A 21,662-nucleotide genomic window follows, 5' to 3' on the forward strand; every position below is an offset into this window, starting at 1 on the left:
GCGGCGCGGGCCTTACTTCAGGTGTTCGTCGCCCGGCAGCGCGCTGGATTGCCAGGTGCTGTGCTGCGTGCTCGGGGCGACCGAATCGCTGTGCTCCGCGGCCACCCGCAGCGCCTCGCGCAGCGCAGTTTCGAAGTGGCGCACCCACGCCTGCAGCGTGGCCACGTCGGCGTCGACGACGGCCGTGCGCAGCATCAGGCGGCCGCGGCCGATCATCAGCACCACGGGCACCTCGGGCGCCAGGCGCAGCCCGGCCAGCATCTGCGTGAGCGGGCCTTCGAGCCAGTGCCGCAGCCAGCCCTGCATGCTGGACAGCGCGACGAACTGGTCGCGCAGCAAGGGCATATCGCTGCCCGAGAGCTTGGGGAACATCACCAGCCAGCGCATTTCGGGCGGGGTCTGGTTGTCGATGCGGGTCTGCACACCTTCGACGTACTGCTCGAAGACGGCCTTTTCCATGGCCTCCTGCAGCACGCGGTTCATCACCACCACCTGCAGTTCGGGCGGCAGGCCGAGTTCGGCACGCAGCCGCAGTTCCTGGCCCTGGATGTAGGGCCGGTGCGAGGGGCCCCACTCCAGGCGCCAGGGCGTGGTGCCGAGGCGGCCGTCGATGACGAAACCTTCGTCGTGCACGGCGCGGAATGCGTACTGCTTGGACTTGGCCCAGGGCTGCACGCCATCCCAGCCGTCGGACGGGGCGGCCGAGCCTCCGGAGAACAAGCGCTTGATGCCGTCGAGCATGGTGGGGCGTCCGTGGATGGGCGGGCTGCAGGGCCGATGACCCGGCCCGGGGCGCCTCAGTGTATTCGGCACGCCGGCGCTCCCGCCACCCCGAAGGCCGCATGCGGCACATGGGCAGGCTCCTAGAATCAGCGCCGCTTGCTGCCCGTAGCTCAACTGGATAGAGCAGCTGCCTTCTAAGCAGCAGGTCGGGGGTTCGAGTCCCTCCGGGCAGGCCACACCCCTTGTTGCGCCTGAGCGCCGGAGCCCGCCATGCCCGAAGCCCGCCCCAACCCGCGCCCCGCCGCCGCGGGCGACGACAGCGCCGCCGCCGCGCTGCGCCTGCTGGGCCGCCGCGCCCACCAGCTGCGCGCCACCACGCGGGCGGCCGAGCACTTCAGCGCACAGAGCAGCGAGGCCGACCGCAACACGGGCTCCTGGCTGATGTCCTGCGCGCTGACGATGTCGGAAGAACTTGCCGCCGAGGTCGACGCCCTGGCGCGGCAGCTCAAGGAGCAGCCCAGCGACGTGATGTTCAAGCAGACGGTGTCGCTGCTGCGGGTGCGGGCGCACCAGGTGCACGCCGCCACGCGCGCAGCCGACCACTTCCTCGATGGCGACAGCGCCGAAGACCAGGACACCGGCAGCTGGCTCGTCAGCACTGCGGCCAACCTGGGCCGGCAGCTGGCCGGCGAGGTGGATGACGCCACCGCTGCCGTGCGACGCCCGACCGTGGACAAGGCGAGCATCGAACCGCACGACCCGGTGCTCGCGCGCCGCGTCGCCCAGGCCACGGCCATGCCGGCCGCCCGCGGCGCCACCTGAAGCCCCGAAACAAAACGACCCCGAGGCTTGCGCCACAGGGCCGTGCTGTTCTTCATGATGGTCGGGGCGGCGGGATTCGAACTCGCGACCCTCTGGTCCCAAACCAGATGCGCTACCAGGCTGCGCTACGCCCCGACTGAACCCGCATTGTAGGCGCTAAGCCGAGTCCCCTGGCCCAGCTGCCCCTGCCCCGCCCTGCTCTCTGGCCGCCCGATGCCCTCACCGAACGCCGCCCACCCAGCCCAGGCGCTGCCCGTGCACCGCCTGCCCCCACTGATCCTGGCCTGCCTGGCCGCCACCTGGTTCATCTGGGGCAGCACCTACCTCGCCATCAAGTGGGCGCTGATCAGCTTCCCGCCCTTCCACCAGATGGGCACACGTTTCCTCGTGGCCGGTGCGTTGCTGGCGGCCTGGGTGCGCTGGCGCGGCGCGGCCTGGCCGGACCGTGCCGGGTGGATCAATGCCACCCTGCTGGGCGCGCTGATGCTGGGCGTGGGCTACGGCCTCACGGCGGTGGCCGAACAGACCGTGAGCTCCGGCCTGGTGGTGGCCTTCGTTGCCATCGGCCCGGCACTGCAGGCGGCCTTCGAGTGGCCATACGGCGTGAAGCCCACGCGGCTGGAAGCGCTGGGCATCGCGCTCGGCCTGGTGGGCGTGCTGGGCCTGGCCGTGGGCCAAGGTTTCGGGGCTTCACCGGGCGGGCTGGCCGCGGTGCTGACGGCGTCCGTCGCGTGGAAGCTGGGCAGCGTGTGGAGCGTGCGCGGGCTGCCGCGCGCCTTGGGCGGCCGCAGCCTGGAACTGGCGCCCGGCGGCATGGGCTACGCCAGCCAGATGCTGGCCGGCGGCGTGGTGCTGATGCTGGTGTCGGTGCTGCTGGGCGAGGCGCCACAGTGGCCACCGCACCCGCTGGCGCTCGCGAGCTGGGCCTACCTGGTGGTCTTCGGCTCGATCATCGCGTTCTCGGCCTTCATGCTGTTGCTGGAGCGCACGCGCACGGCCGTCTCGTCGAGCTATGCCTACGTCAACCCGCTGATCGGCCTGGTGCTGGGCGTCACGCTCGGCGGCGAGGTGCTGCACTGGGGCGAGTGGCTGGCAGCCGGCCTCGTCACCGGCAGCGTGGTGCTGATGCTGCGCGGCAGAACATGAGGCCACCACGCTCGCTGGCGCTCGCTGCCCCCCGAGGGGGCGCTTGCAGCGGACCGGCAGAGCCGGATCCGCGCAAGGCCTTGATCGCGTGGCGATTCAGTGGTTGCGCTGCAAGGCAGCGTCCCGGATGGCGCTCAGCGTTGTGCGGCTGGTGATCACGTCCGTGGGCAGCTTCACGTGCAGCAGCGTGGGCACGCCGGCTTCGATGGCCCGCTGCAAGGCCGGCTCGAAACCGGCCGTGGCCTCGATGAACTCGCCCCGCCAGCCAAAGGCGCGCGCCAGCGCCGCGAAATCCGGGTTGTAGAGGTCGCTGCCGCTCACGCGGCCCGGGTACTCGCGCTCCTGGTGCATGCGGATGGTGCCGTAGGTGCCGTTGTCGACCACGATGCTCAGCAGCTTCTTCGCGCCGTAGCCGGTGGCGGTGGCGAGTTCCTGGCCCGTCATCAGGAAATCGCCGTCGCCGGCCAGGTTCACCACCCAGCGCTCGGGGTGCAGCAGCGCCGCGGCAATGGCGGCCGGCACGCCGTAACCCATGGCGCCGCTGGTGGGCGCCAGCTGCGTGCGGCCGTGGTGCTGCAGGCCCGGGTGGCGGCAGTAGCGGTGCAGCCAGCCGCTGTAGTTGCCGGCGCCGTTGGTGTAGACGGTGCTTTCGGGCAGCAGGCGCTGCAGCGTCTTCACCAGCACGGCCATGTCCATGGGGGCCACGGCCGGGGCATCGAGGTTGGCCTCGTAGTCGGCGCGTGCAGCGGCCGCATGCCCGGCCCAGGGCAGGCTGGTGGGCGCGGCCAGGCTTTCCAGCGCCTTGGCGGCGCAAGCCATGCTGCTCTGCATCAGCAGATCGGCGGCGTAGACGCGCCCGAGCTCTTCGGCACCGGCGTGGATGTGCACCAGCTTCTGCGCCGGCCGCGGCGCCTGCAGCAGGGTGTAGCCGCCGGTGGTCATCTCGCCCAGCCGCACGCCCAGGGCGATGACGAGATCGGCCTCGCGAATGCGCGCGGCGAGTTTCGGGTTGATGCCGATGCCCACGTCACCGGCGTAGAGCGGGTGGCGGTTGTCGAAGGTGTCTTGGAAACGCCAGGCGCAGGCCGTGGGCAGCTGCCAGTTCTCGCTGAAACGCTGCAGCGCGGCGGCGGCCTCGGCATCCCAACCCGACCCGCCGGCGATGACGATGGGGCGCTGGGCGGCCATCAGCAGCGAGCGCAGGTCGCGCAGCGGGCCGGGCGCGGGCCAGGCGTGCACCGGCTCCACGCGCGGCAGCACCGGCGCGGCTGTGGGCGTGGTCAGCATGTCTTCGGGCAGCGCCAGCACCACGGGGCCGGGGCGGCCTTGCATGGCGGTGCGGAAGGCGCGCGCCACGTACTCGGGCAGGCGGTCGGCGCTTTCCACCTCGGCCACCCACTTCGCCAGGCCCAGCGTGCCGGGGCTGAACATCTGGCGGTAGTCGATTTCCTGGAAGGCCTCTCGGTCGCGCTGGTCGCTGGCGACCTGGCCGATGAACAGCACCATGGGCGTGCTGTCCTGGAAGGCCGTGTGCACGCCGATGCTGGCGTTGGTGGCGCCCGGGCCGCGCGTCACGAAACAGATGCCGGGCCGGCCGCTCAGCTTGCCCTGGGCCTCGGCCATGAAGGCCGCGCCGCCCTCTTGCCGGCACGCGATAAAGCGGATGTGCTCGCGGTGCTGGTGGAAGCCGTCGAGCACGGCGAGGTAACTCTCGCCGGGCACGCCGAAACAGGTGTCGACGCCCTGGGCGATGAGGGCCTCGACGAGCGCGTGGCCGGCCAGGCGTTGGGGGGCGTCCTGGGGTGTGGGGGTGGCAGCAGCAGTCATCCCGGCACTGTAGCCGCAGCCCGCGAGCGCCCCACACCGAAGGCGCTGATGATCAACGTCGTTTGCAGCGCCGCCAGCACCAGCCACACGCCCAGGTAGGCGCCGTGGTCCATCAGCGCCCCCACGAACAGCGGCACCACGGCCTGGCCGATGTCGAGCCCGCCGTAGACCACGCCGTACACGCGGCCGGTGGCGTTGACCGGTGTCGCGCGCTTGACCAGCATGTCGCGCGAGGGCCCGGCCACGCCGCTGGCCAGACCCATGGCTCCGAAGAGCACCGGCACCCAGGCTCCGGGCAGCGGTGCCAGACCGATCAGCAGCGCGATGCTGGCCGCAACGCCCAAGGCCACGGCCACGACGCGCTCGCAGCGCTCGGGCTGTGCCGCGAGGAAGCCGCCAATCAGCATGCCGCCAGCGCTGCCCAGCATGTAGACCGTGAGGCAGATGGCCACCAGGTGGGCCGGCACGCCGTGCAGTTCTTTCGCGGCCTGCGGCGCGAAGCTCTGCACGATGGACAAGGCACCGGCGAAAAAGAAGAAGAAGCCGAAACACAGCCAGACGGCCGGGGTCTTCAGGAAGGCCAGCGAGCTTTCGCCTGCCGCCGCGCTGCCCGCGGCCGGCCGCGGCATGGGCGCCACGGCCAGCTGGCGGCGGTTCAGCACCATCAGCAGCAGCACCGCGAAGACCAGCGCCGCCGCCACCAGCAGCGCCACGCGCCACGAGTAGGCCAGCGTCAGCGGCACCAGCAGTGCGGGCGCCAGCGCCCAGCCCAGGCTGCCGGTGATGCCGTGCACGCTGTAGGCATGGCCCAGGCGCGTCTTGCCGACCTTGCGGTTGAGCACCGTGTAGTCCACCGGGTGGAAGACACCGTTGCCGGTGCCGGCCAGCACGGCGAAGACGGCGAGCATCGCATAGCTGGTGCTCATCGCGAACCCGACCGCTGCCGCGCCCAGCAGCGCCAGGCCGATGAAAAGCACCGGCCGCGGCCCGTAACGGTCGACCCAGAAACCCGAGAGCGCCTGCACCGCGCAAGAGACGGTGAAAAACACCGTCAGCAGGAAACCCAGCTCGGCGTAGCTGACGCCGAACTCGGTTTTCAACCAGGGGAACAGTGGCGCCAGCAGCAACTGGCTGAAGTGGCTGGTGCCGTGCGCCAACCCGACGAGGCCGATGACGTGGGCGTCCTGGCGCAGGCCGGGCGCGGGCAGGCTGAGGGTCGACATGACGGTGGATGCTAAGCCGGCCCTGCCCGCCCTGCGGATCGGGAGCGGCACTACCATCGCCGGATGAGTTCCACCCCCACCCCAGTGCTGTACGACTTCACCCGGCAAGACGCCAGCGGCAGCAGCTGCACGGCCCAGGCCTGGGCCCAGGTGCCGCCCGCGCTGCAGCCCGCAGAGCGCGCCACGATGAAGTCCCGCGCGGCCGAATTGCTGAAGGCTCGCGGCGCCATGCTGGTGGCGCACTACTACGTCGACGGCGACCTGCAAGACCTGGCGCTGGAAACCGGCGGCATCGTCGCCGATTCGCTGGAAATGGCGCGCTTCGGCCGCGACCACGCCGCCCAGACCCTGGTGGTGGCCGGCGTGCGTTTCATGGGCGAGAGCGCCAAGATCCTCTCGCCCGAGAAGACCGTGCTGATGCCCGACCTGGAGGCCACCTGCAGCCTCGACCTGGGCTGCCCGCCCGACCAGTTCACGGCCTTCTGCGATGCCCACCCCGACCGCACGGTGGTCGTCTACGCCAACACCAGCGCGGCCGTGAAGGCGCGTGCCGACTGGATGGTGACGAGTTCCTGCGCGCTGGCCATCGTCGAACACCTGAAAGCCCAGGGCCAGAAGATCCTGTGGGCGCCCGACCGCCACCTCGGCCGCTACATCCAGGAGCAGACGGGCGCCGACATGCTGCTCTGGAACGGCGCCTGCATCGTGCATGACGAGTTCAAGGGCCTGGAACTCGATCTGCTGCGCCAGCAGCACCCGGGCGCGCTGGTGCTGGTGCACCCCGAATCACCGCAGGCCGTGGTGGCCCAGGCCGACGTGGTGGGCAGCACCAGCCAGCTCCTCAAGGCGGTGGTGGACGGCACGGCGCCGGCCTACATCGTGGCCACCGACAACGGCATCCTGCACCGCATGCGCCAGCTGGCGCCGGGCAAGCGGCTCATCGAGGCGCCCACCGCCGGTAACAGTGCCACCTGCAAGAGCTGCGCGCACTGCCCCTGGATGGCCATGAACGCGCTGCAAGGGCTGGTGGCCTGCCTGGAAGCGGGTGCAGGCACGGCGCGCGGCGCCTACGAGATCCACGTGCCCGAGCCGGTGCGCAGCCAGGCCCTGGGCTGCATCGACCGCATGCTCGACTTCGTGCGCCGAAACCCGGCAGCCGTCGCGCAGCCAGCCCAGCGGCAGGTGGCCGGGCGCGGGGCCGGCCTGGTGCCTGGCATCGGCGCGGCCTGAGTCCGGGGCCGGCCCGCGGTGCCGCTCAAGACCACCCCGGGGCGGCCGATACACCGTCGTGCCCCGCAGCCGGGGCGGAGTTCGACCATGACCACCACGCTGAGCGCCGACTTCACCTCGGTCCGCAACCACAACGAACGCGCCGTCTTCGAGGCGGTGCAGAGCCACGCCGACCGCTATCCGGGCCTGGCGCACAACCCCGAGCTGCTGGCCGACGTGGCCTGCGTGGCGCTGAACCGGCTGGCACCGCGCTACATCCGCCACGAGGTCGACTTCGTTTTCTACCTCAGCGAGCGTGAGCGAGGCGACAGCGAGCGCCAGCTGCTCGACGCCGTCGAGTACGCCTTCGGCTTCGTGCAGGCCCGCACAGCCATGCGGGCGCGTGGCTGAAGACAACACCCCGGCGCTGCAGCGCGCCTGGGCGCTGAGCTACCTCGACGCTTCCGCCTCGCTGGCCCTGGCGCGCACGCTGCAGGGCGCACCGGGCACCGACACGGCCGAGGCGCAACTGCTGGTGGCGCTGGGTGCGGCCCGGCTGGTGGCGGTGCCGGAGGCCCGCGCCGAACTCGAACGCGCGCGGCAGCTGTACACCGCCGCCCCATCGCATCCGCGCGCCGAATGGGGCCAGGCCCTGTGCGACGAGTTCGAGGCCATGCTGCGCCGGCGCGCGGGCGATGTCGAAGGCTCGGCCCAGCTGCAGGCCGAGATCGACGCGCGCCCGGCCGGGCCGCGCAGCGCGATGGACCGCTTCATCGCGCACAACTCGCGCGCCATCACCACCAAGCTGCAAGGGCGCGCCGACGATTCGCTGCGCCACTTGCACGCCGCGCTCGACGCTGCACAGCAGACCGGCTGGCCCGGCCCGGTGATCTCGGCTGGCGTGAACCTGGGCGGGCGCCACCACGATCTCTACAACCTGGAAGACGCGCGCCAGTTCAGCCTGCAAGGTCTGCAGGCCGCCACCGACGCAGGGGCCAAGCTGGCGCAACTGGTGGCCACCAGCAACCTCGTCTACATCCACCACGCACTGGGGGAGCAGCAGGAGGCCCATGCCACGGGTCTCAGCCTGGCCGCCCTGCTGCCCGGCGAGACACCCGAGTAGGTGCTCGACATGACGCCGCCCGTGGCGCTGGGCTGGATGGCCGGCGGCGACCCGGCGCGGGCCGAACAGTTGCTGCGCGAGGTGCAGCACGCCACGGGCCGAGACCCCGCCAACCAGTGGAGCCTGGCCTGGGGCTGGCAGCTGGCGCGCTGCTGCTTGATGCAAGGCCGTGCCGGGGAAGCGCTGGCGGTGGCGCAGCAGGCGCTGCACGCGGCCGATGGCGCAGGGGGTGCCGTTCCCTGCTACGACCTGATGGTGCTGCATCGCACCTTGTCCGAGGCGGCCGAGCAGACCGAGCAGGTCGCGCTAGCCTTGAAGCACCTGCGGGAAGGACAGTCGCTCTACGAGCGCCTGGTGGGCCGCAGCGCGCGTGCGCGCTACATCGCGCTGGATGTCACCCACCAGTTGGCACAGGCGCGGCGCGAGCGTGACGTGGCCGTCGACGGCCGCCGCAGCGTGGAAGACGACCGCCAGCGCCTGAGCGAACTCAACGCCGCGCTGCAGGCGCAGATGGCGGAAACCCAGCGCCTGCACGAGCAGTTGCGCGAACAGGCGCTGCGCGACCCCCTCACGGGCCTGCACAACCGCCGCTACCTCTTCGAGCTGGCACCGGGCCTGCTGGAACGGGCGCGCCGCCAGCAGCAGCCGCTGAGCGTGGTGCTCATCGATCTCGACCACTTCAAGCTGCTCAACGACACCTGCGGCCACGCCGCCGGCGACCTGGTGCTGCAGCGTTTTGCCGCACTGCTGGCGGACACCCTGCGCCGCAGCGACGTGATCTGCCGCCACGGCGGCGAAGAGTTCGTGGCCGTGATGCCCGACACCCAGGCCGACGAGGCCCAGGCGGTGATGGAGCGCCTGCTGCAGACCTTCTCCACCCTGCAGCTCGAGCTGGGCCGCAGGCGCCTGCCACGCGGCACCTTCTCGGCCGGCATCGCGCTCTTCCCGGGCCATGGCAGCACGCTGGAGCAGTTGCTCTCGCGCGCCGACCGCGCGCTCTACGCCGCCAAGCACCAGGGCCGCTCGCGCATCGAACTGGTGCCGCGCGGCGACTTCACCAGCCTGAGCTGAGTGCAGCCGCCGGCGGCGCGGCTCACTCGGCGTCGTCGGCCGCCGCGTTGCGGCTGCGCGCTCGGCGCGTCAGCACGGTGGGGAAGCTCACTGGCAGCGTGGCCGGGAAATCGCGGCTGTAGTGCAGCCCACGGCTTTCGTGCCGGCGCAAGGCGCTCTGCACGATGAGTTCGGCGCACATCACCAGGTTGCGCAGTTCCAGCAGGTCGCGGTTGACGCGGAAGTGCGCGTAGTACTCCAGCGTCTCGCTGCGCAGCAGCTTGATGCGGTGCAGCGCGCGCTCCAGGCGCTTGGTGGTGCGCACGATGCCGACGTAGTTCCACATCAGCAGGCGCAGCTCGTCCCAGTTGTGCGCGATGACGACCTGCTCGTCGGCGTCTTCCACCTGGCTCTCGTCCCAGGCCGGCAGCGGGCCGGCTGCGGGCGCCGGGTCGGCCAGGATGCGCTCGGCACAGGTGCGCCCCAGCACCACGCATTCGAGCAATGAATTGCTGGCCAGCCGGTTGGCGCCATGCAGGCCGGTGTAGGTGGTTTCGCCCACGGCGTACAGGCCCGGCAGGTCGGTGCGGCCGTCGAGGTCGGTGACGACGCCGCCGCAGGTGTAGTGCGCCGCCGGCACCACGGGAATGGGCTGCGTCACGATGTCGATGCCCAGCTTCAGGCAGCGCGCATGGATGGTGGGGAAGTGCTCGCGCAGGAAAGCCTCGCCCTTCTCGGCGACGATGGGCCGGGCGTCGAGCCAGACGTGGTCGAGGCCGTGCTTCTTCATCTCGAAGTCGATGGCGCGGGCGACGATGTCGCGTGGCGCCAGTTCCAGCCTGGCGTCGTGCGCGGCCATGAAGCGTGTGCCGCCGGGGTCGCCGGGGCCGGTGCTGGGCAGCGTGAGGTGGGCGCCCTCGCCGCGCAGCGCCTCGGTGATGAGCAGGCTGCGTTCCTGCGGGTGGTAGAGGCAGGTGGGGTGGAACTGGATGAATTCCATGTTGCCCACACGGCAGCCCGCGCGCCAGGCCATGGCGATGCCGTCGCCGGTGGCGGTGTCGGGGTTGCTGGTGTAGCGGTAGACCTTGCCCACGCCGCCGGTGGCGAGCACCACGGCGCGCGCGGCCAGGGTCTCGACGCGGCGGTGGTCCATGTCGAGTGCATAGACCCCGTAGCAGCGGGTCGGCTCGCTGCGCCGCAGGTGGCGCGAGGTGATCACGTCCACCGCCATCCAGCGTTCGCGCAGCGTGATGTTGGGGTGGGCGCGCGCGCGTTGCAGCAGCGTGTCGTGGATGGCCTTGCCCGTGGCATCGGCCGCGTGCGCGATGCGGCGCACCGCGTGCCCGCCTTCCCGCGTGAGGTGCAGGCCCAGCGGGCCGTCGGCGTCTTCCGAAAACGGCACACCGGCCTCGACCAGCCAGCGCACCGCTGCGGCGCTGTTCTCGGCGATGAAGCGTGCGGTGTGCTCGTCGACGATGCCGGCGCCGGCGTCCTGCGTGTCGCGCACGTGGCTGGCGATGCTGTCGTCGCTGCCCAGCACCCCGACGATGCCGCCCTGCGCCCAGGCGGTGGCACTTTCGTCCAGCTCGCGCTTGGCCAGCACCACCACGGGCATCTGCGCCGCCAGGTGCAGCGCCACGGCCAGCCCGCCCAGGCCCGCGCCCACCACCACCACCGGGGCCTGCGGCGAACCGGGGTCTGCCGTGGGGGGCGCTGCGGCGGTGGACATCGGGGTCATGGTCATCGGGGAGCCTGTGGCAAACGCACGTCAGCGGGGCGCCAATTCTATGGATCTGCCCCCTTTCTGACGATGCAGCACTGCAATGGGGCACCTATGATGATTCGATGAACTCCCACCGCGACGATCCGGCCTGGCAAGACCCCACCCGTGGCTCCGCTGCGGCAGACCGAGACGAGCTGCTCGATCCGCGAACGCAGATCGTCACCGACCGCGAGGCCTACCTTGGGCAAGGTCGGCACGACGTCGGCCGTCGCATCAGCGACGATCAGGTCGAGCTGTTCATCACCGCCGACGTGCCGGGCTCGCTGCAACGCGAATTCGTGCAGCACACGCCCGAGTTCATTGCCCTGCACGACCTGGGCACCAGCGCCGGCATGCGGCTGCTCACCAGCCTGGCCGGTGCCGCGGGCACGCGCGTGCAGCGGCTGTCCATCCGCCGCCAGGGCCACGGCGTCGCGCTGGCGGTGCTGCAGTTCGTGGAGATGCCGCTGGCCGATGGCAGCAGCGTGCGTGTGTACAGCACCGACCTCAATGCCGACGCGCCGACGCGCGCGCAGGTCACCCGTGTGCTGCTGGGCTACAGCCGCCTGGGCGTGCTGCTGGTGGGTGAGGTGCCGCCGCATGCCCTGGCCGGCCAGTTGGGCCCGCTGCACGAACAACTGGTGCGCGGCCCCTGGCCCAACCGCGAACTGCTGATGGTGCCGCTGGGCGGCGGCACGGCCCTGGCTGCGCACGCCGCGCAGCTGGCCGCCGGCAGCACCGTGGCGGTGCAGGTCACGCCGCACGCCGACAAGCCGCGCCAGGCCTGGGCCTACATCGGCGGCGCCTGGAACCGCCAGCACGGCAGCGCCGGCACGCAGCGCACGCTGTCCACCGACATGACGCAGCCCGGCCGCCACGGCAGCGCCGGGCCGGGGCACCCGCCCAACAGTGAAGCGCCCACGCAACCCATGGGCCTGCAACCCCTGCAGAGCACACGCGCCGCTGGCGGGCTGCCGACGATGGCCCCGCCGACACCCATGCCGCGCGTGGGCGGCCCTAACGGCTGGCAGGCCTATGCCGAGCGCTGCCTGCTGATCAAGGGCGCGGTGGCCAGCTGCGTGTTCGACCTGCACAACTCGCAGGCGCTGGCGTCCGCGGGCGGCCCGCCGTCCGCCGAGCGCCTGGCCCAGCAGGGTGCGGTGCTGCTGGGCCAGATGAACGACGCCTCTCGGGCCTTGGGGCTGGGCCCGGCTCGCGCCGAGGCCAGCGTCAGCACCGGCAGCCACCACCTGATCCTGCGGCCGGTACCTGGCCACCCGGGCGTGGCGCTGCACCTGGTGGTGCAGGCCAGCACCGGCAACCTCACGCTGGCGCGCATGCAGCTCGAACGCATCGAGCCGCCGCAGTAAAGCTCAGAAGCTGTAGCCCAGCCCGATGCTGAGCTGCGGGATCGCGCGGATCTTGCCCACGCCGTCGCGCAGCTCCACCAGTTCCTTGTTGATGTTGGCCTGGATGTCGGGCTGCGCCGCCAGCTGGCCACGCGCCACGGCCGTGACGGTGGCGCGGCCGATCGCCGCACCGATGTCGGCCGAGAAACGGAAACCCGAGCCCGTCTGGTGGCCCCAGCCGATGCCGAGGTAGGGCGCGGTCTTCGGGAACTTCACCTGCACGTTCAGGCCGTCGGCCGCGGTGGTGGTGTAGGTGCGGTCGCCGATGGTCAGCGTGCCGCCCGCGCCGCTGGCGTCCAGCGCGATCTTGTAGGCGTTGAAGGCCGCGCCGCCCGTCAGGCGGAAGCTGCCGCTGAACGGGAACCAGTCGGCCAGCAGGGCCGCGCGCTGCAGCTTGTAGTTGCCGGTGTAGCGGATGCCGCTTTCGGTTTCCGTCACGTCGCGCGAGCCCAGCGTGAACACATCGGCGCGCAAGGTGAAGCTGGGGCTGACGGGTTGGGCCAGGCCCAGCCCCACGCCGGGCAAGCCCAGCCCGAGGTAAAGCTCGGTGGCCTGGGCACTGCCGAAGGCAACCAGGCCGAGGGCTGCCACGGCTGTGGAGGTGCGGAGGGAGCGGAGGTTCATGGGCAGGGTCCTGGGGCTGTTGTTGGAGGGACGTGTCTCTCGAAAGACGCCCGCGAGCGTGCACGATACAGGGCCACCCGCGCGTCCCCCGCCTTAACGACCTGTAACCCTGCCGCTTGAGGCCGGGCACGGCGAAGCGCCCGGCCCCGCCGTCTCAAGTGCCCATCAATGCACGATGCGCGAGAAGACGAACTCGCCCGCCTCCACGTCCACCGGGATCACGTCCTTGGGCCCGAAACGCCCCTGCAGGATGAGCTTGCTCACCGGGTTCTCGATGCGCTGCTGGATCGCGCGCTTGAGCGGCCGCGCACCGAACACCGGGTCGAAGCCGACCTTGGCCAGTTCCGCCAGCGCCGCCGGCGATACATCCAGTTTCATCTCCAGCTTCTCCAGCCGCGCTTCCAGCAACTTCAGCTGGATCCTGGCGATGCTCTCGATGTTGCTCTGGTCGAGCGCGTGGAAGACCACCGTCTCGTCGATGCGGTTCAGGAACTCGGGGCGGAAGTGCTGCTTGACCTCGCCCCAGACGGCATCGCGGATGTCGGCCGTGGGCTGGCCGCTCATCTGCATGATCATCTGCGAGCCCAGGTTGCTGGTCATCACGATCACGGTGTTCTTGAAATCGACGGTGCGACCCTGGCCGTCGGTCAAGCGGCCGTCGTCCAGCACCTGCAGCAGCACGTTGAACACGTCGGGGTGGGCCTTCTCCACCTCGTCGAGCAGCAGCACGCTGTAGGGCTTGCGGCGCACGGCCTCGGTCAGCGCCCCGCCTTCGTCGTAGCCGACGTAGCCCGGCGGCGCGCCGATGAGGCGGCTGACGCTGTGCTTCTCCATGTACTCGCTCATGTCGACGCGGATCATGTGGTCCTCGCTGTCGAACAAGAAGCCCGCCAGCGCCTTGCACAGCTCGGTCTTGCCCACGCCCGTGGGGCCCAGGAAAAGAAAGCTGCCCAGCGGCCGGTTGGGGTCGGAGAGCCCCGCGCGTGAACGGCGGATGGCATCGGCCACGGCCACGATGGCCTCGTGCTGGCCCACCACGCGCTCGTGCAGGCGCTCTTCCATCTTCAGCAGCTTGTCGCGCTCGCCCTGCATGAGCTTGCTGACCGGGATGCCCGTGGCGCGGCTCACCACCTCGGCGATCTCCTCGGCGCCCACCATCGTGCGCAGCAGTTGCGGGCGGCCTGCGCCCTTCTTGCCGGTCTCCTTGGCCTGCGCCTCCTTCAGGCGCTTTTCCAGCTCAGGCAGCTTGCCGTACTGCAGCTCGGCGACCTTGTTGAAGTCGCCCTTGCGCTTGAGCTCCTCGATCTGCTGGCGCGTGCGGTCGATCTCTTCCTTGACCTGCGCGCTGCCCTGGGCCGTGGCCTTCTCGCTCTTCCAGATCTCTTCCAGGTCGCGCAACTCGCGCTCCAGGCGCGAGATCTCTTCCTCGATCAGGCCCATGCGCTTGATCGAGGCCTCGTCGGTCTCCTTGCGCACGGCCTCGCGCTCGATCTTCAGCTGGATGAGCCTGCGGTCGAGCTTGTCCATCGCCTCGGGCTTGCTGTCGATCTCGATCTTGATCTTGGCCGCAGCCTCGTCGATGAGGTCGATGGCCTTGTCGGGCAGGAAGCGGTCGGTGATGTAGCGGTGGCTCAGCTCGGCCGCGGCCACGATGGCCGGGTCGGTGATCTCCACGCCATGGTGCACCTCGTACTTCTCCTGCAGCCCGCGGAGGATGGCGACCGTGGCTTCCACGCTGGGTTCTTCCACCAGCACCTTCTGGAAGCGGCGCTCCAGCGCGGCGTCTTTCTCGACGTACTTGCGGTACTCGTTGAGCGTGGTGGCGCCGATGCAGTGCAGCTCGCCACGCGCCAGCGCGGGCTTGAGCATGTTGCCGGCGTCCATCGCGCCTTCGGCCTTGCCCGCGCCCACCATGGTGTGCAGTTCGTCGATGAACAGGATGATGCGGCCCTCGTCCTGGGCCACCTCCTTCAGCACCGACTTCAGGCGCTCTTCGAATTCACCGCGGAACTTGGCGCCGGCCAGCAGGCCGGCCATGTCGAGCACCAGCACACGCTTGTTCTTCAGCGAATCGGGCACCTCGCCGTTGACGATGCGCTGTGCCAGGCCTTCGACGATGGCCGTCTTGCCGACGCCGGGCTCGCCGATGAGCACCGGGTTGTTCTTGCTGCGCCGCTGCAGCACCTGGATGGCGCGGCGGATCTCGTCGTCGCGGCCGATCACCGGGTCGAGCTTGCCCTGGCGCGCGCGCTCGGTGAGGTCGAGCGTGTATTTCTTCAGCGCCTCGCGCTGGCCCTCGGCATCGGCGCTGTCGACGGTCTGCCCGCCGCGCACGGCGAGGATGGCCGCCTCCAGCGTCTTGCGGTTCAGGCCGTGGCCGCGCACGACGGCGCCGATGTCGGCCTTGCTGTCGGCCAGGGCGAGCAGGAACATCTCGCTGGCGATGAATTGATCGCCGGCTTTGCTGGCTTCCTTGTCGGCGGCCTGCAGCAGCTGCACCAGGTCCCGCCCGGGCTGCACCTGTTGGCCACCCTGCACCTGCGGCAGGTGGCGGATCGCGGTTTCCATGGCCGTGGACAGCGCAGCGGTGTTGGCGCCGGCGCGGTCGAGCAGGGCTTTCGGCCCGTCGGGCTGGGCCAGCATGGCCGCGAGCAGGTGCGCAGGCTCGATGTAGGGGTTGTCGCGTGCGACGGCCGCACTCTGGGCGTCGGCCAGGGCTTGCTGGAAAGCGGTGGTGAGCTTGTCGAAACGCATGGGATGGTCCTCCGGGATGCCTCCCACGTGGATGCCAGGCGCGGCATTTCAAGCCTGGCGCGGCCCCGGGCCTTGATGCAGCGCAAGCTGCCCTGCGGCCTGGGGGCTGCGCAGCCGCGGGCCGGCCGCGCAGAATCCGGCCTCATGGGCATTCATCAGATCCAGCTGCGCTACGAGGCCACGGCCGACCGGCTGCTGCTGCAGGTGCGCAGCACGCAGGCCGAGATCTATGCCGCCTGGCTGACGCGGCGGCTGGTGTCGCGGCTGCTGCCGCCCTTCCGGCAGGCCGTCACGGCCAGCAGCCTGCAGACTGTCGCGCCCCACGCGCTGCCCGTGCCCGAAGCGCGGCAGATGCTGGAGCAGGCCGCGCTGCAACGCCCGCTGCCGGGCACGCAGTTCAACCAACTCTTCCAGGTCGACGAACAGTGCCGCCACCCGCTGGGCTCCGAGCCACTGCTGGCCGATGCTGGCGAGCTGCGCCGCGGCCCGGGCGACGAACTGCACCTGGTGCTGCAGGAAACAAGGGGCCGGCAGATCGACCTGGGTCTGACGCCCGAGCTGGCCACCGCGCTGTTGCGCCTGATGGACGGCGCACTCGCGGCGGCCGACTGGGCCTTGGCGGCAGATGCGACCTCAGCCGCGCCCGTGGCCGACGAGCCGACATCGCCCGGGCTCGCGCCGGCCGGCCGCCCGCTCAACTGAGGCTCAGATCACCTCGCCGAGCTGGTGGTAGTGGCCGGAGCGGTAGAGCAGCGGCGCGTGCGCGTGCTCGGTGAAGTGCAGCACGCGGCCGATGTAGAGGCGGTGGTCGCCAGCGTCCTGGCGTGAGACGGTTTCGCACTCGAAGACCGCCACAGCGTCGTTCAACACCGGCGCGCCGTGACCGCCGAGCACCCACTCGCCCTCGCCGAAGCGGTGCTCGTGGCTGCTGGCGAAGCGGCGCGAGAGGCCGATCTGGGCCTCGCCCAGCACGTTCACCGCGAAGCGTGGGTTGTGCTCGAAGGCCGCCAGGCTGGGGCTTTCCAGCCGCAGCGACCACAGCACCAGCGGCGGCTCGAGCGAGAGCGAACTGAAGGAGCTGACCGTGAGGCCGGCCCACTGCCCCCCCTCGCCCACCGTGCTGACGATGGTGACCCCGGTGGTGAAGCGGCCCAGGGCGGTGCGCAAGCGGCGCTTGTCCATCAGGCGCCCGCCGTTGCTGGCAGGGCCGGTGCCGCCGCGGCCGCGTTGTCGGCAGTGATGCCCCAGCGCGCCAGCGCCGCGTCGTCGGCCACGCGGGCATCGACCCAGCGTGCGCCTTCGGCCGTGGTTTCCTTCTTCCAGAACGGGGCCTGGGTCTTCAGGTAGTCCATCAGGAACTCGCAGGCCTGGAAGGCCTGGCCGCGGTGCGCCGAGCTCACCGCCACCAGCACGATCTGGTCGCCCGGCTGCAGCGGGCCCACGCGGTGCACCACGCGCGCGGCACGGATGTCGAAGCGAGCCAGGGCCGCGTCGATCATGGCCTCGATGCTCTTCTCGGTCATGCCGGGGTAGTGTTCGAGCTCCATCGCGCTGACCTCGCCGGCGCCACCGCCGTTGCGGTCGCGCACGGTGCCGATGAAGCTGGCCACGGCGCCCACGGCGGGGTCGCCGGCGCGCAGCGCGGCCACCTCGGCGCCGAGGTCGAAGTCGTGGGTCTGGATGCTGACGCGGGAGAGCGTGTCGTTGGGCATGGGGCGATGCTGCCTCATCCGCCCGTCACGGGCGGAAAGAAGGCCACTTCGGCCCCCTCGGGCACCGGGGTGCTGTCGTCGGCCATGGCCTGGTTGATGGCGCCGCGCAAGGCCCGCCCGCGTGCCAGCACCTCGGCGTGGCGCGAGCTGCTGGCGATGAGCCGATCGCGCAGCGCGCCCAGCGTGGTGCCGGCGGGCAAGTCCACCGTTTCCTGCGGGCCCAGGGCCTCGCGCAAGGCCGCGAAGTAACGCACCTGCACTTTCATCAGCGGTTCACCAGTTCTGCAAGCGGCAGGAAGCGCACGGTACCGCCGCGCACGATGGGCTGGCCGCCCGGGTTGTCGATCAGGCCGTCGGCCCAAACGGCCGAGGTCAGCACGCCGCTGCTCTGGTTGCCGAAGAGCTCCAGGCCGCCAGCGGCATTCAGGCGTGCGCGCAGGAACTCGCGGCGCTTGTCGGGGCGCGGCCAGTCGAAGTCGGCGCGCAGCGGCAGGCCGGCGGGCAGCGCCGGGTCCATGCCCTGCATGGCCCGCAGCGCCGTCGTCACCATCAGCAGGTAGGTGACGAAGGACGAGACGGGGTTGCCGGGCAGGCCGATGAACAGCGCTGAACTGCCGTCTGGGCGCCGAATGCGACCCAGCGCCAGGGGCTTGCCGGGCTTCATCGCGATCTGCCAGTTCTCCAGGCTGCCTTCGGCCTCGGCAGCGGGCTTGAGGTGGTCTTCCTCGCCCACCGAGACGCCACCGCTGGTGATGATGAGGTCGCTGCCCTGTGCAGCCTCGCGCAACGCGGCGCGCGTGGCCGCCAGCGTGTCGCCGACGATGCCGAGGTCCTGCACCTCGCAGCCGCCGGCCTGCAGCAAGCCACGCAGCGTGAACCGGTTGCTGTTGTAGATGGCGCCGGGGCGCAGCGGCTCGCCGGGCATCTGCAACTCGTCCCCCGTGGAGAACACCGCCACGCGCGGCCGGCGCAGCACCTGCAGCGTGCCGGCGCCGACACTGGCCGCCAGGCCCAGGGCCTGCGGGGTGAGGCGCTGGCCGCGCTGCAGCACCACGGCGCCGAGTTGAACGTCTTCGCCGCGGCGACGGATCCACTGGCCGGGGGCGGGCACGGTGCTCACGCGCACCTCACCCCAGCCTTGGCCGTCAGCAGACGGCAGCGCTTCGCACTGCTCCTGCATCACCACCGCATCGGCCCCGGGCGGCACCTGGCCGCCGGTGAAGATGCGCGCGGCCGTGCCCGGCTGCAGCGGCTGGCCCACCTGCCCAGCCGGGATGCGCTGCGCCACGCGCAGCACGGCGCCGGCGGCCGGCACGTCGGCCGTGCGCAGCGCGTAGCCGTCCATCGAGGTGTTGTCCTCGAGCGGCACGTGCAGGCCCGAGCGCACGTCTTCGGCCAGCACGCGGCCCAGGGCGTCGAAGGTGGAGACGGCCTCCACCGCCTGCAGCCGGTGCTCGCTGGCGGCCGCCACCAGGCGGGCCAGCGCTTCGTCCAGGCTCAGCAGCGGGCGGGGCTGACGGGGCGCGGCGGGCGCATTCATGCGAGGGTGTCGGCGGTGCAGTGGGTTTCGATGAGCTGCTTCACGGCCACGGCATCGGGCGCCATCACGACGAAGCGCTTGGGCAGCGCCTCGATGCCAAGCAAAGCGGACGGCGGTTCGGGCTTCACGCCCGTGGCCTCGACGATGGTGGCGGCGAACTTCGCCGGCAGCGCCGTTTCCAGCACCAGCATCGGTACGCCGGACTCACGGTATTCAGCCGCCACCTTCAGGCCGTCGGCCGTGTGGGTGTCGACCAGCGTGCCCGTGGCCTGCCAGGTGCTGCGGATGGTGGCCAGGCGGTCGGCGTGCGTGCTGCGGCCGCTGACGAAGCCGTAGCCGGCGATGCGCGCGAACTCCTCGCGCGTGAGCGTGAAGCCGCCCTCCTTCTGCAGCGCGGTGCCGAAGAGCTGCTGCACCCGTGCGCCATCGCGGCCGAGCAGGTCGAACACGAAACGTTCGAAGTTGCTGGCCTTGCTGATGTCCATGCTCGGGCTGCTGGTCTCGTGCGTCTCGGCCGTGCCGCGCGGGCGGTAGGCGCCGGTACGGAAGAACTCGTCGAGCACGTCGTTCTCGTTGGTGGCCACCACCAGCTTGGCAATCGGCAGGCCCATCATGCGCGCCACGTGGCCGGCGCAGACGTTGCCGAAGTTGCCGCTGGGCACAGCGAAGCTCACGCGCTCGGCGTTGCTCTTCGTCGCCTGGAAGTACCCCGCGAAGTAGTACACCACCTGCGCCAGCAAACGCGCCCAGTTGATGCTGTTGACGGTGCCGATGCGGTAGCGCCGCTTGAAGGCGAGGTCGTTGCTGACGGCCTTGACGATGTCCTGGCAGTCGTCGAACACGCCCTCCACCGCAATGTTGTGGATGTTCTCGTCCTGCAGGCTGAACATCTGCGCCTGCTGGAAGGGGCTCATGCGGCCGTGCGGGCTGAGCATGAAGACGCGCACGCCGCGCTTGCCGCGCATGGCGTACTCGGCCGCGCTGCCGGTGTCGCCGCTGGTCGCGCCCAGGATGTTCAGCTGCTCACCGCGGCGGCCGAGTTCGTACTCGAACAGGTGGCCGAGCAGTTGCATGGCCATGTCCTTGAAGGCCAGCGTGGGGCCGTTGGACAGGGCTTGCAGGCACAGGCCTTCTTCCAGCGGCTTCAGGGGCGTGATCTGCGGCGTGCCGAACACCGCCTCGGTGTAGGTGGCCTGGCACAGGCGCCGCAGGTCGGCAGCCGGGATGTCGTCGATGTAGAGCGACAGGATCTCGAACGCCAGCTCGGCGTACGGCAGGCCGCGCCAGCGCGAAAGCAGGGCCGCATCCACCTGCGGGTAGTGCGTGGGCAGGTAGAGACCGCCATCGGGCGCCAGGCCTTCGAGCAGGATGTCGGAAAAGCCGCGGAGCGTGCTGTCACCGCGCGTGCTGAGGTACTTCAATTCAGTTCCTCTTTCCGGATCTTCACGATCGGCGCCAGCACCGTGGGCAGCGCCTGCATCTGCGCCAGCGCCGCGCTCATGCGGCCTTCCACGGTGTTGTGCGTGAGGATGATGAGGTCGGTCTGTTTCTCGCCCTCGGCGCTTTCACGCTGCAGCACGGCGTCGATGCTGATGTCGTGCTCGGCCAGGATGCCGGTGATGCGCGCCAGCACGCCGGCCTTGTCGGCCACCACCAGGCGCAGGTAGAAAGCGGTCACCACTTCGCTGATGGGCAGCACCGGCGTGTCGTGCAGCTCGCCGGGCTGGAAGGCCAGGTGCGGCACCCGCTGCTCGGGGTCGGCGGTGTGCAGGCGCGTCACGTCCACCAGGTCGGCGATCACGGCACTGGCCGTGGGCTCGCTGCCGGCGCCCTTGCCGTAGTAGAGCGTGGAGCCCACCGCGTCGCCATGCACCACCACGGCGTTCATCGCGCCTTCGACATTGGCGATCAGGCGCGTGGCCGGGATCAGCGTGGGGTGCACACGCAGCTCGATGCCGTGCCCCCGCCGCTTGGTGATGCCCAGTAGCTTGATGCGGTAGCCCAGCTGCTCGGCATAGCGGATGTCCACAGCCTGCAAGGCCGTGATGCCTTCGACATGGGCCTTGTCGAACTGCACCGGCACGCCGAAGGCGATGGCGCTCATGATGGTGGCCTTGTGCGCCGCGTCCACGCCTTCGATGTCGAAGGTCGGGTCGGCCTCGGCATAACCCAGGCGCTGGGCCTCCTGCAGCACGACGCCGAAGTCCAGCCCCTTGCTGCGCATCTCGCTGAGGATGAAGTTGGTGGTGCCGTTGATGATGCCGGCCACCCACTCGATGCGGTTGGCACTCAGCCCCTCGCGCAGCGCCTTGATGATGGGGATGCCACCGGCCACCGCGGCCTCGAAGGCCACGATCACGCCCTGCGCACGCGCCGCCGCGAAGATCTCGCTGCCGTGCACCGCCAGCAGCGCCTTGTTGGCCGTGACCACATGCTTGCCGCGCTGGATGGCTTCCAGCACCAGCTCGCGCGCCAGCGTGGTGCCTCCGATCAGCTCGACCACGATGTCGATGGCCGGGTTGCGCACGATCTCGAAGGGGTCGGCATGCACCGTGGCCGCATCGCCCACGATGCGCTGCGCCGCGGCGGTGTCGCGCCGGCTCACGGCCACGATCTGGATGCCACGGCCCGCACGGCGGCGGATTTCTTCCTGGTTGCGGCGCAGCACCTCGAAAGTGCCGCTGCCCACGGTGCCGATGCCCAAGAGGCCGACCTGGATGGGGTTCATGTGTGCTTCA

Annotated in this window: 20 protein-coding genes and 2 tRNA genes; 9 read left to right on the forward strand and 13 right to left on the reverse strand. The window is 70.8% G+C overall.

Going from position 1 to position 21,662, the window contains the following annotated elements; translation table 11 throughout:
• Nucleotides 1–12: 12 nt before the first annotated feature.
• Nucleotides 13–741 (reverse strand): hypothetical protein, encoded by a 729-nt coding sequence (locus tag EOE66_RS11400; protein ID WP_128228791.1) that lies wholly within the window; start codon nt 739–741, stop codon nt 13–15.
• Between the two features lie 141 nt (nt 742–882).
• On the opposite strand from EOE66_RS11400, the gene EOE66_RS11405 reads away from it, so the two are divergent.
• Nucleotides 883–959 (forward strand) — tRNA-Arg (locus tag EOE66_RS11405).
• A 34-nt stretch (nt 960–993) separates the two neighbouring features.
• Nucleotides 994–1,545, forward strand: coding sequence for a hypothetical protein (locus tag EOE66_RS11410; RefSeq protein ID WP_128228792.1), 552 nt, complete (start codon nt 994–996; stop codon nt 1,543–1,545).
• Nucleotides 1,546–1,603: 58 nt separating this feature from the next.
• Here EOE66_RS11410 and EOE66_RS11415 read toward each other — a convergent pair.
• A tRNA-Pro gene (locus tag EOE66_RS11415) sits at nt 1,604–1,680 on the reverse strand.
• Between the two features lie 78 nt (nt 1,681–1,758).
• On the opposite strand from EOE66_RS11415, the gene EOE66_RS11420 reads away from it, so the two are divergent.
• Nucleotides 1,759–2,691, forward strand: a complete 933-nt coding sequence (locus EOE66_RS11420; protein ID WP_128228793.1) for an EamA family transporter — start codon at nt 1,759–1,761, stop codon at nt 2,689–2,691.
• A gap of 96 nt (nt 2,692–2,787) precedes the next feature.
• Here the strand turns inward: EOE66_RS11420 and EOE66_RS11425 are convergent, their stop codons facing one another.
• Together EOE66_RS11425 and EOE66_RS11430 are read right to left on the reverse strand one after the other, a co-directional pair.
• A complete protein-coding gene (locus EOE66_RS11425) occupies nt 2,788–4,518 on the reverse strand; it encodes a thiamine pyrophosphate-binding protein (RefSeq protein ID WP_128228794.1) in 1,731 nt (576 codons plus the stop codon).
• Nucleotides 4,515–5,741, reverse strand: a complete 1,227-nt coding sequence (locus EOE66_RS11430) for an MFS transporter (protein ID WP_128228795.1) — start codon at nt 5,739–5,741, stop codon at nt 4,515–4,517. Before EOE66_RS11430 ends, EOE66_RS11425 begins: the two co-directional genes overlap by 4 nt.
• A 63-nt stretch (nt 5,742–5,804) precedes the next feature.
• On the opposite strand from EOE66_RS11430, the gene nadA reads away from it, so the two are divergent.
• The 4 genes from nadA to EOE66_RS11450 all read left to right on the forward strand — a co-directional run bounded on the left by nadA (nt 5,805) and on the right by EOE66_RS11450 (nt 9,144).
• Nucleotides 5,805–6,971 carry a quinolinate synthase NadA gene (nadA, locus tag EOE66_RS11435; protein WP_128228796.1) on the forward strand — a complete coding sequence of 389 codons (1,167 nt, stop codon included), beginning with the start codon at nt 5,805–5,807 and terminating at the stop codon, nt 6,969–6,971.
• An 87-nt stretch (nt 6,972–7,058) separates the two neighbouring features.
• Entirely contained in the window at nt 7,059–7,361 is a 303-nt protein-coding gene (locus EOE66_RS11440) for a late competence development ComFB family protein (RefSeq protein WP_245479001.1), read from the forward strand.
• Nucleotides 7,354–8,073: a hypothetical protein gene (locus EOE66_RS11445; protein WP_128228797.1), complete on the forward strand. Its 720-nt coding sequence runs from the start codon at nt 7,354–7,356 to the stop codon at nt 8,071–8,073. The genes EOE66_RS11440 and EOE66_RS11445 overlap by 8 nt, the downstream gene beginning before the upstream one ends.
• A 9-nt stretch (nt 8,074–8,082) precedes the next feature.
• Nucleotides 8,083–9,144: a GGDEF domain-containing protein gene (locus EOE66_RS11450; protein WP_128228798.1), complete on the forward strand. Its 1,062-nt coding sequence runs from the start codon at nt 8,083–8,085 to the stop codon at nt 9,142–9,144.
• Between the two features lie 22 nt (nt 9,145–9,166).
• Here EOE66_RS11450 and nadB read toward each other — a convergent pair whose 3' ends face one another.
• Nucleotides 9,167–10,861, reverse strand: a complete 1,695-nt coding sequence (gene nadB / locus EOE66_RS11455) for an L-aspartate oxidase (protein WP_245479023.1) — start codon at nt 10,859–10,861, stop codon at nt 9,167–9,169.
• A gap of 107 nt (nt 10,862–10,968) precedes the next feature.
• On the opposite strand from nadB, the gene EOE66_RS11460 reads away from it, so the two are divergent.
• Nucleotides 10,969–12,255, forward strand: coding sequence for a hypothetical protein (locus EOE66_RS11460; protein ID WP_205702678.1), 1,287 nt, complete (start codon nt 10,969–10,971; stop codon nt 12,253–12,255).
• A 3-nt stretch (nt 12,256–12,258) separates the two neighbouring features.
• Here EOE66_RS11460 and EOE66_RS11465 read toward each other — a convergent pair whose 3' ends face one another.
• Entirely contained in the window at nt 12,259–12,918 is a 660-nt protein-coding gene (locus EOE66_RS11465) for a hypothetical protein (protein ID WP_128228799.1), read from the reverse strand.
• 165 nt (nt 12,919–13,083) lie between these two features.
• On the reverse strand, nt 13,084–15,672 hold the full coding sequence (clpB, locus tag EOE66_RS11470; RefSeq protein WP_128228800.1) for an ATP-dependent chaperone ClpB: 2,589 nt from the start codon (nt 15,670–15,672) through the stop codon (nt 13,084–13,086).
• Between the two features lie 144 nt (nt 15,673–15,816).
• Here clpB and EOE66_RS11475 point away from each other — a divergent pair, with 144 nt between their 5' ends.
• The gene (locus tag EOE66_RS11475) at nt 15,817–16,374 is read left to right on the forward strand and encodes a hypothetical protein (RefSeq protein WP_128228801.1); all 558 of its coding nucleotides are present in this window, start codon (nt 15,817–15,819) and stop codon (nt 16,372–16,374) included.
• A gap of 3 nt (nt 16,375–16,377) precedes the next feature.
• On the opposite strand, the gene EOE66_RS11480 is transcribed toward EOE66_RS11475, so the two are convergent.
• The 6 genes from EOE66_RS11480 to EOE66_RS11505 are packed head-to-tail and all read right to left on the reverse strand — an operon-like array spanning nt 16,378 to nt 21,652.
• Nucleotides 16,378–16,854 (reverse strand): flavin reductase family protein, encoded by a 477-nt coding sequence (locus tag EOE66_RS11480; protein ID WP_128228802.1) that lies wholly within the window; start codon nt 16,852–16,854, stop codon nt 16,378–16,380.
• The gene (locus EOE66_RS11485) at nt 16,854–17,384 is read right to left on the reverse strand and encodes a molybdenum cofactor biosynthesis protein MoaE (RefSeq protein WP_128228803.1); all 531 of its coding nucleotides are present in this window, start codon (nt 17,382–17,384) and stop codon (nt 16,854–16,856) included. Before EOE66_RS11485 ends, EOE66_RS11480 begins: the two co-directional genes overlap by 1 nt.
• A gap of 14 nt (nt 17,385–17,398) precedes the next feature.
• Nucleotides 17,399–17,650, reverse strand: coding sequence for a molybdopterin converting factor subunit 1 (moaD, locus tag EOE66_RS11490; protein WP_128228804.1), 252 nt, complete (start codon nt 17,648–17,650; stop codon nt 17,399–17,401).
• Entirely contained in the window at nt 17,650–18,924 is a 1,275-nt protein-coding gene (locus EOE66_RS11495; RefSeq protein ID WP_128228805.1) for a molybdopterin molybdotransferase MoeA, read from the reverse strand. Before EOE66_RS11495 ends, moaD begins: the two co-directional genes overlap by 1 nt.
• On the reverse strand, nt 18,921–20,345 hold the full coding sequence (thrC, locus tag EOE66_RS11500; protein ID WP_128228806.1) for a threonine synthase: 1,425 nt from the start codon (nt 20,343–20,345) through the stop codon (nt 18,921–18,923). The genes EOE66_RS11495 and thrC overlap by 4 nt, the downstream gene beginning before the upstream one ends.
• On the reverse strand, nt 20,342–21,652 hold the full coding sequence (locus EOE66_RS11505; protein ID WP_128228807.1) for a homoserine dehydrogenase: 1,311 nt from the start codon (nt 21,650–21,652) through the stop codon (nt 20,342–20,344). Before EOE66_RS11505 ends, thrC begins: the two co-directional genes overlap by 4 nt.
• Nucleotides 21,653–21,662 lie beyond the last annotated feature (10 nt).

The sequence above is a fragment of the Rubrivivax rivuli genome (assembly GCF_004016505.1).
Taxonomy (GTDB): Bacteria; Pseudomonadota; Gammaproteobacteria; order Burkholderiales; family Burkholderiaceae_C; genus Rubrivivax; species Rubrivivax rivuli.

Coding starts and splice junctions, on each gene's coding strand:
- EOE66_RS11400 (WP_128228791.1), bottom strand. CDS start 741: ATGCTCGACGGCATCAAGCGCTTGTTCTCCGGAGGCTCGGCCGCCCCG.
- EOE66_RS11410 (WP_128228792.1), top strand. CDS start 994: ATGCCCGAAGCCCGCCCCAACCCGCGCCCCGCCGCCGCGGGCGACGAC.
- EOE66_RS11420 (WP_128228793.1), top strand. CDS start 1,759: ATGCCCTCACCGAACGCCGCCCACCCAGCCCAGGCGCTGCCCGTGCAC.
- EOE66_RS11425 (WP_128228794.1), bottom strand. CDS start 4,518: ATGACTGCTGCTGCCACCCCCACACCCCAGGACGCCCCCCAACGCCTG.
- EOE66_RS11430 (WP_128228795.1), bottom strand. CDS start 5,741: ATGTCGACCCTCAGCCTGCCCGCGCCCGGCCTGCGCCAGGACGCCCAC.
- nadA (WP_128228796.1), top strand. CDS start 5,805: ATGAGTTCCACCCCCACCCCAGTGCTGTACGACTTCACCCGGCAAGAC.
- EOE66_RS11440 (WP_245479001.1), top strand. CDS start 7,059: ATGACCACCACGCTGAGCGCCGACTTCACCTCGGTCCGCAACCACAAC.
- EOE66_RS11450 (WP_128228798.1), top strand. CDS start 8,083: ATGACGCCGCCCGTGGCGCTGGGCTGGATGGCCGGCGGCGACCCGGCG.
- nadB (WP_245479023.1), bottom strand. CDS start 10,861: ATGACCCCGATGTCCACCGCCGCAGCGCCCCCCACGGCAGACCCCGGT.
- EOE66_RS11460 (WP_205702678.1), top strand. CDS start 10,969: ATGAACTCCCACCGCGACGATCCGGCCTGGCAAGACCCCACCCGTGGC.
- EOE66_RS11465 (WP_128228799.1), bottom strand. CDS start 12,918: ATGAACCTCCGCTCCCTCCGCACCTCCACAGCCGTGGCAGCCCTCGGC.
- clpB (WP_128228800.1), bottom strand. CDS start 15,672: ATGCGTTTCGACAAGCTCACCACCGCTTTCCAGCAAGCCCTGGCCGAC.
- EOE66_RS11475 (WP_128228801.1), top strand. CDS start 15,817: ATGGGCATTCATCAGATCCAGCTGCGCTACGAGGCCACGGCCGACCGG.
- EOE66_RS11480 (WP_128228802.1), bottom strand. CDS start 16,854: ATGGACAAGCGCCGCTTGCGCACCGCCCTGGGCCGCTTCACCACCGGG.
- EOE66_RS11485 (WP_128228803.1), bottom strand. CDS start 17,384: ATGCCCAACGACACGCTCTCCCGCGTCAGCATCCAGACCCACGACTTC.
- moaD (WP_128228804.1), bottom strand. CDS start 17,650: ATGAAAGTGCAGGTGCGTTACTTCGCGGCCTTGCGCGAGGCCCTGGGC.
- EOE66_RS11495 (WP_128228805.1), bottom strand. CDS start 18,924: ATGAATGCGCCCGCCGCGCCCCGTCAGCCCCGCCCGCTGCTGAGCCTG.
- EOE66_RS11505 (WP_128228807.1), bottom strand. CDS start 21,652: ATGAACCCCATCCAGGTCGGCCTCTTGGGCATCGGCACCGTGGGCAGC.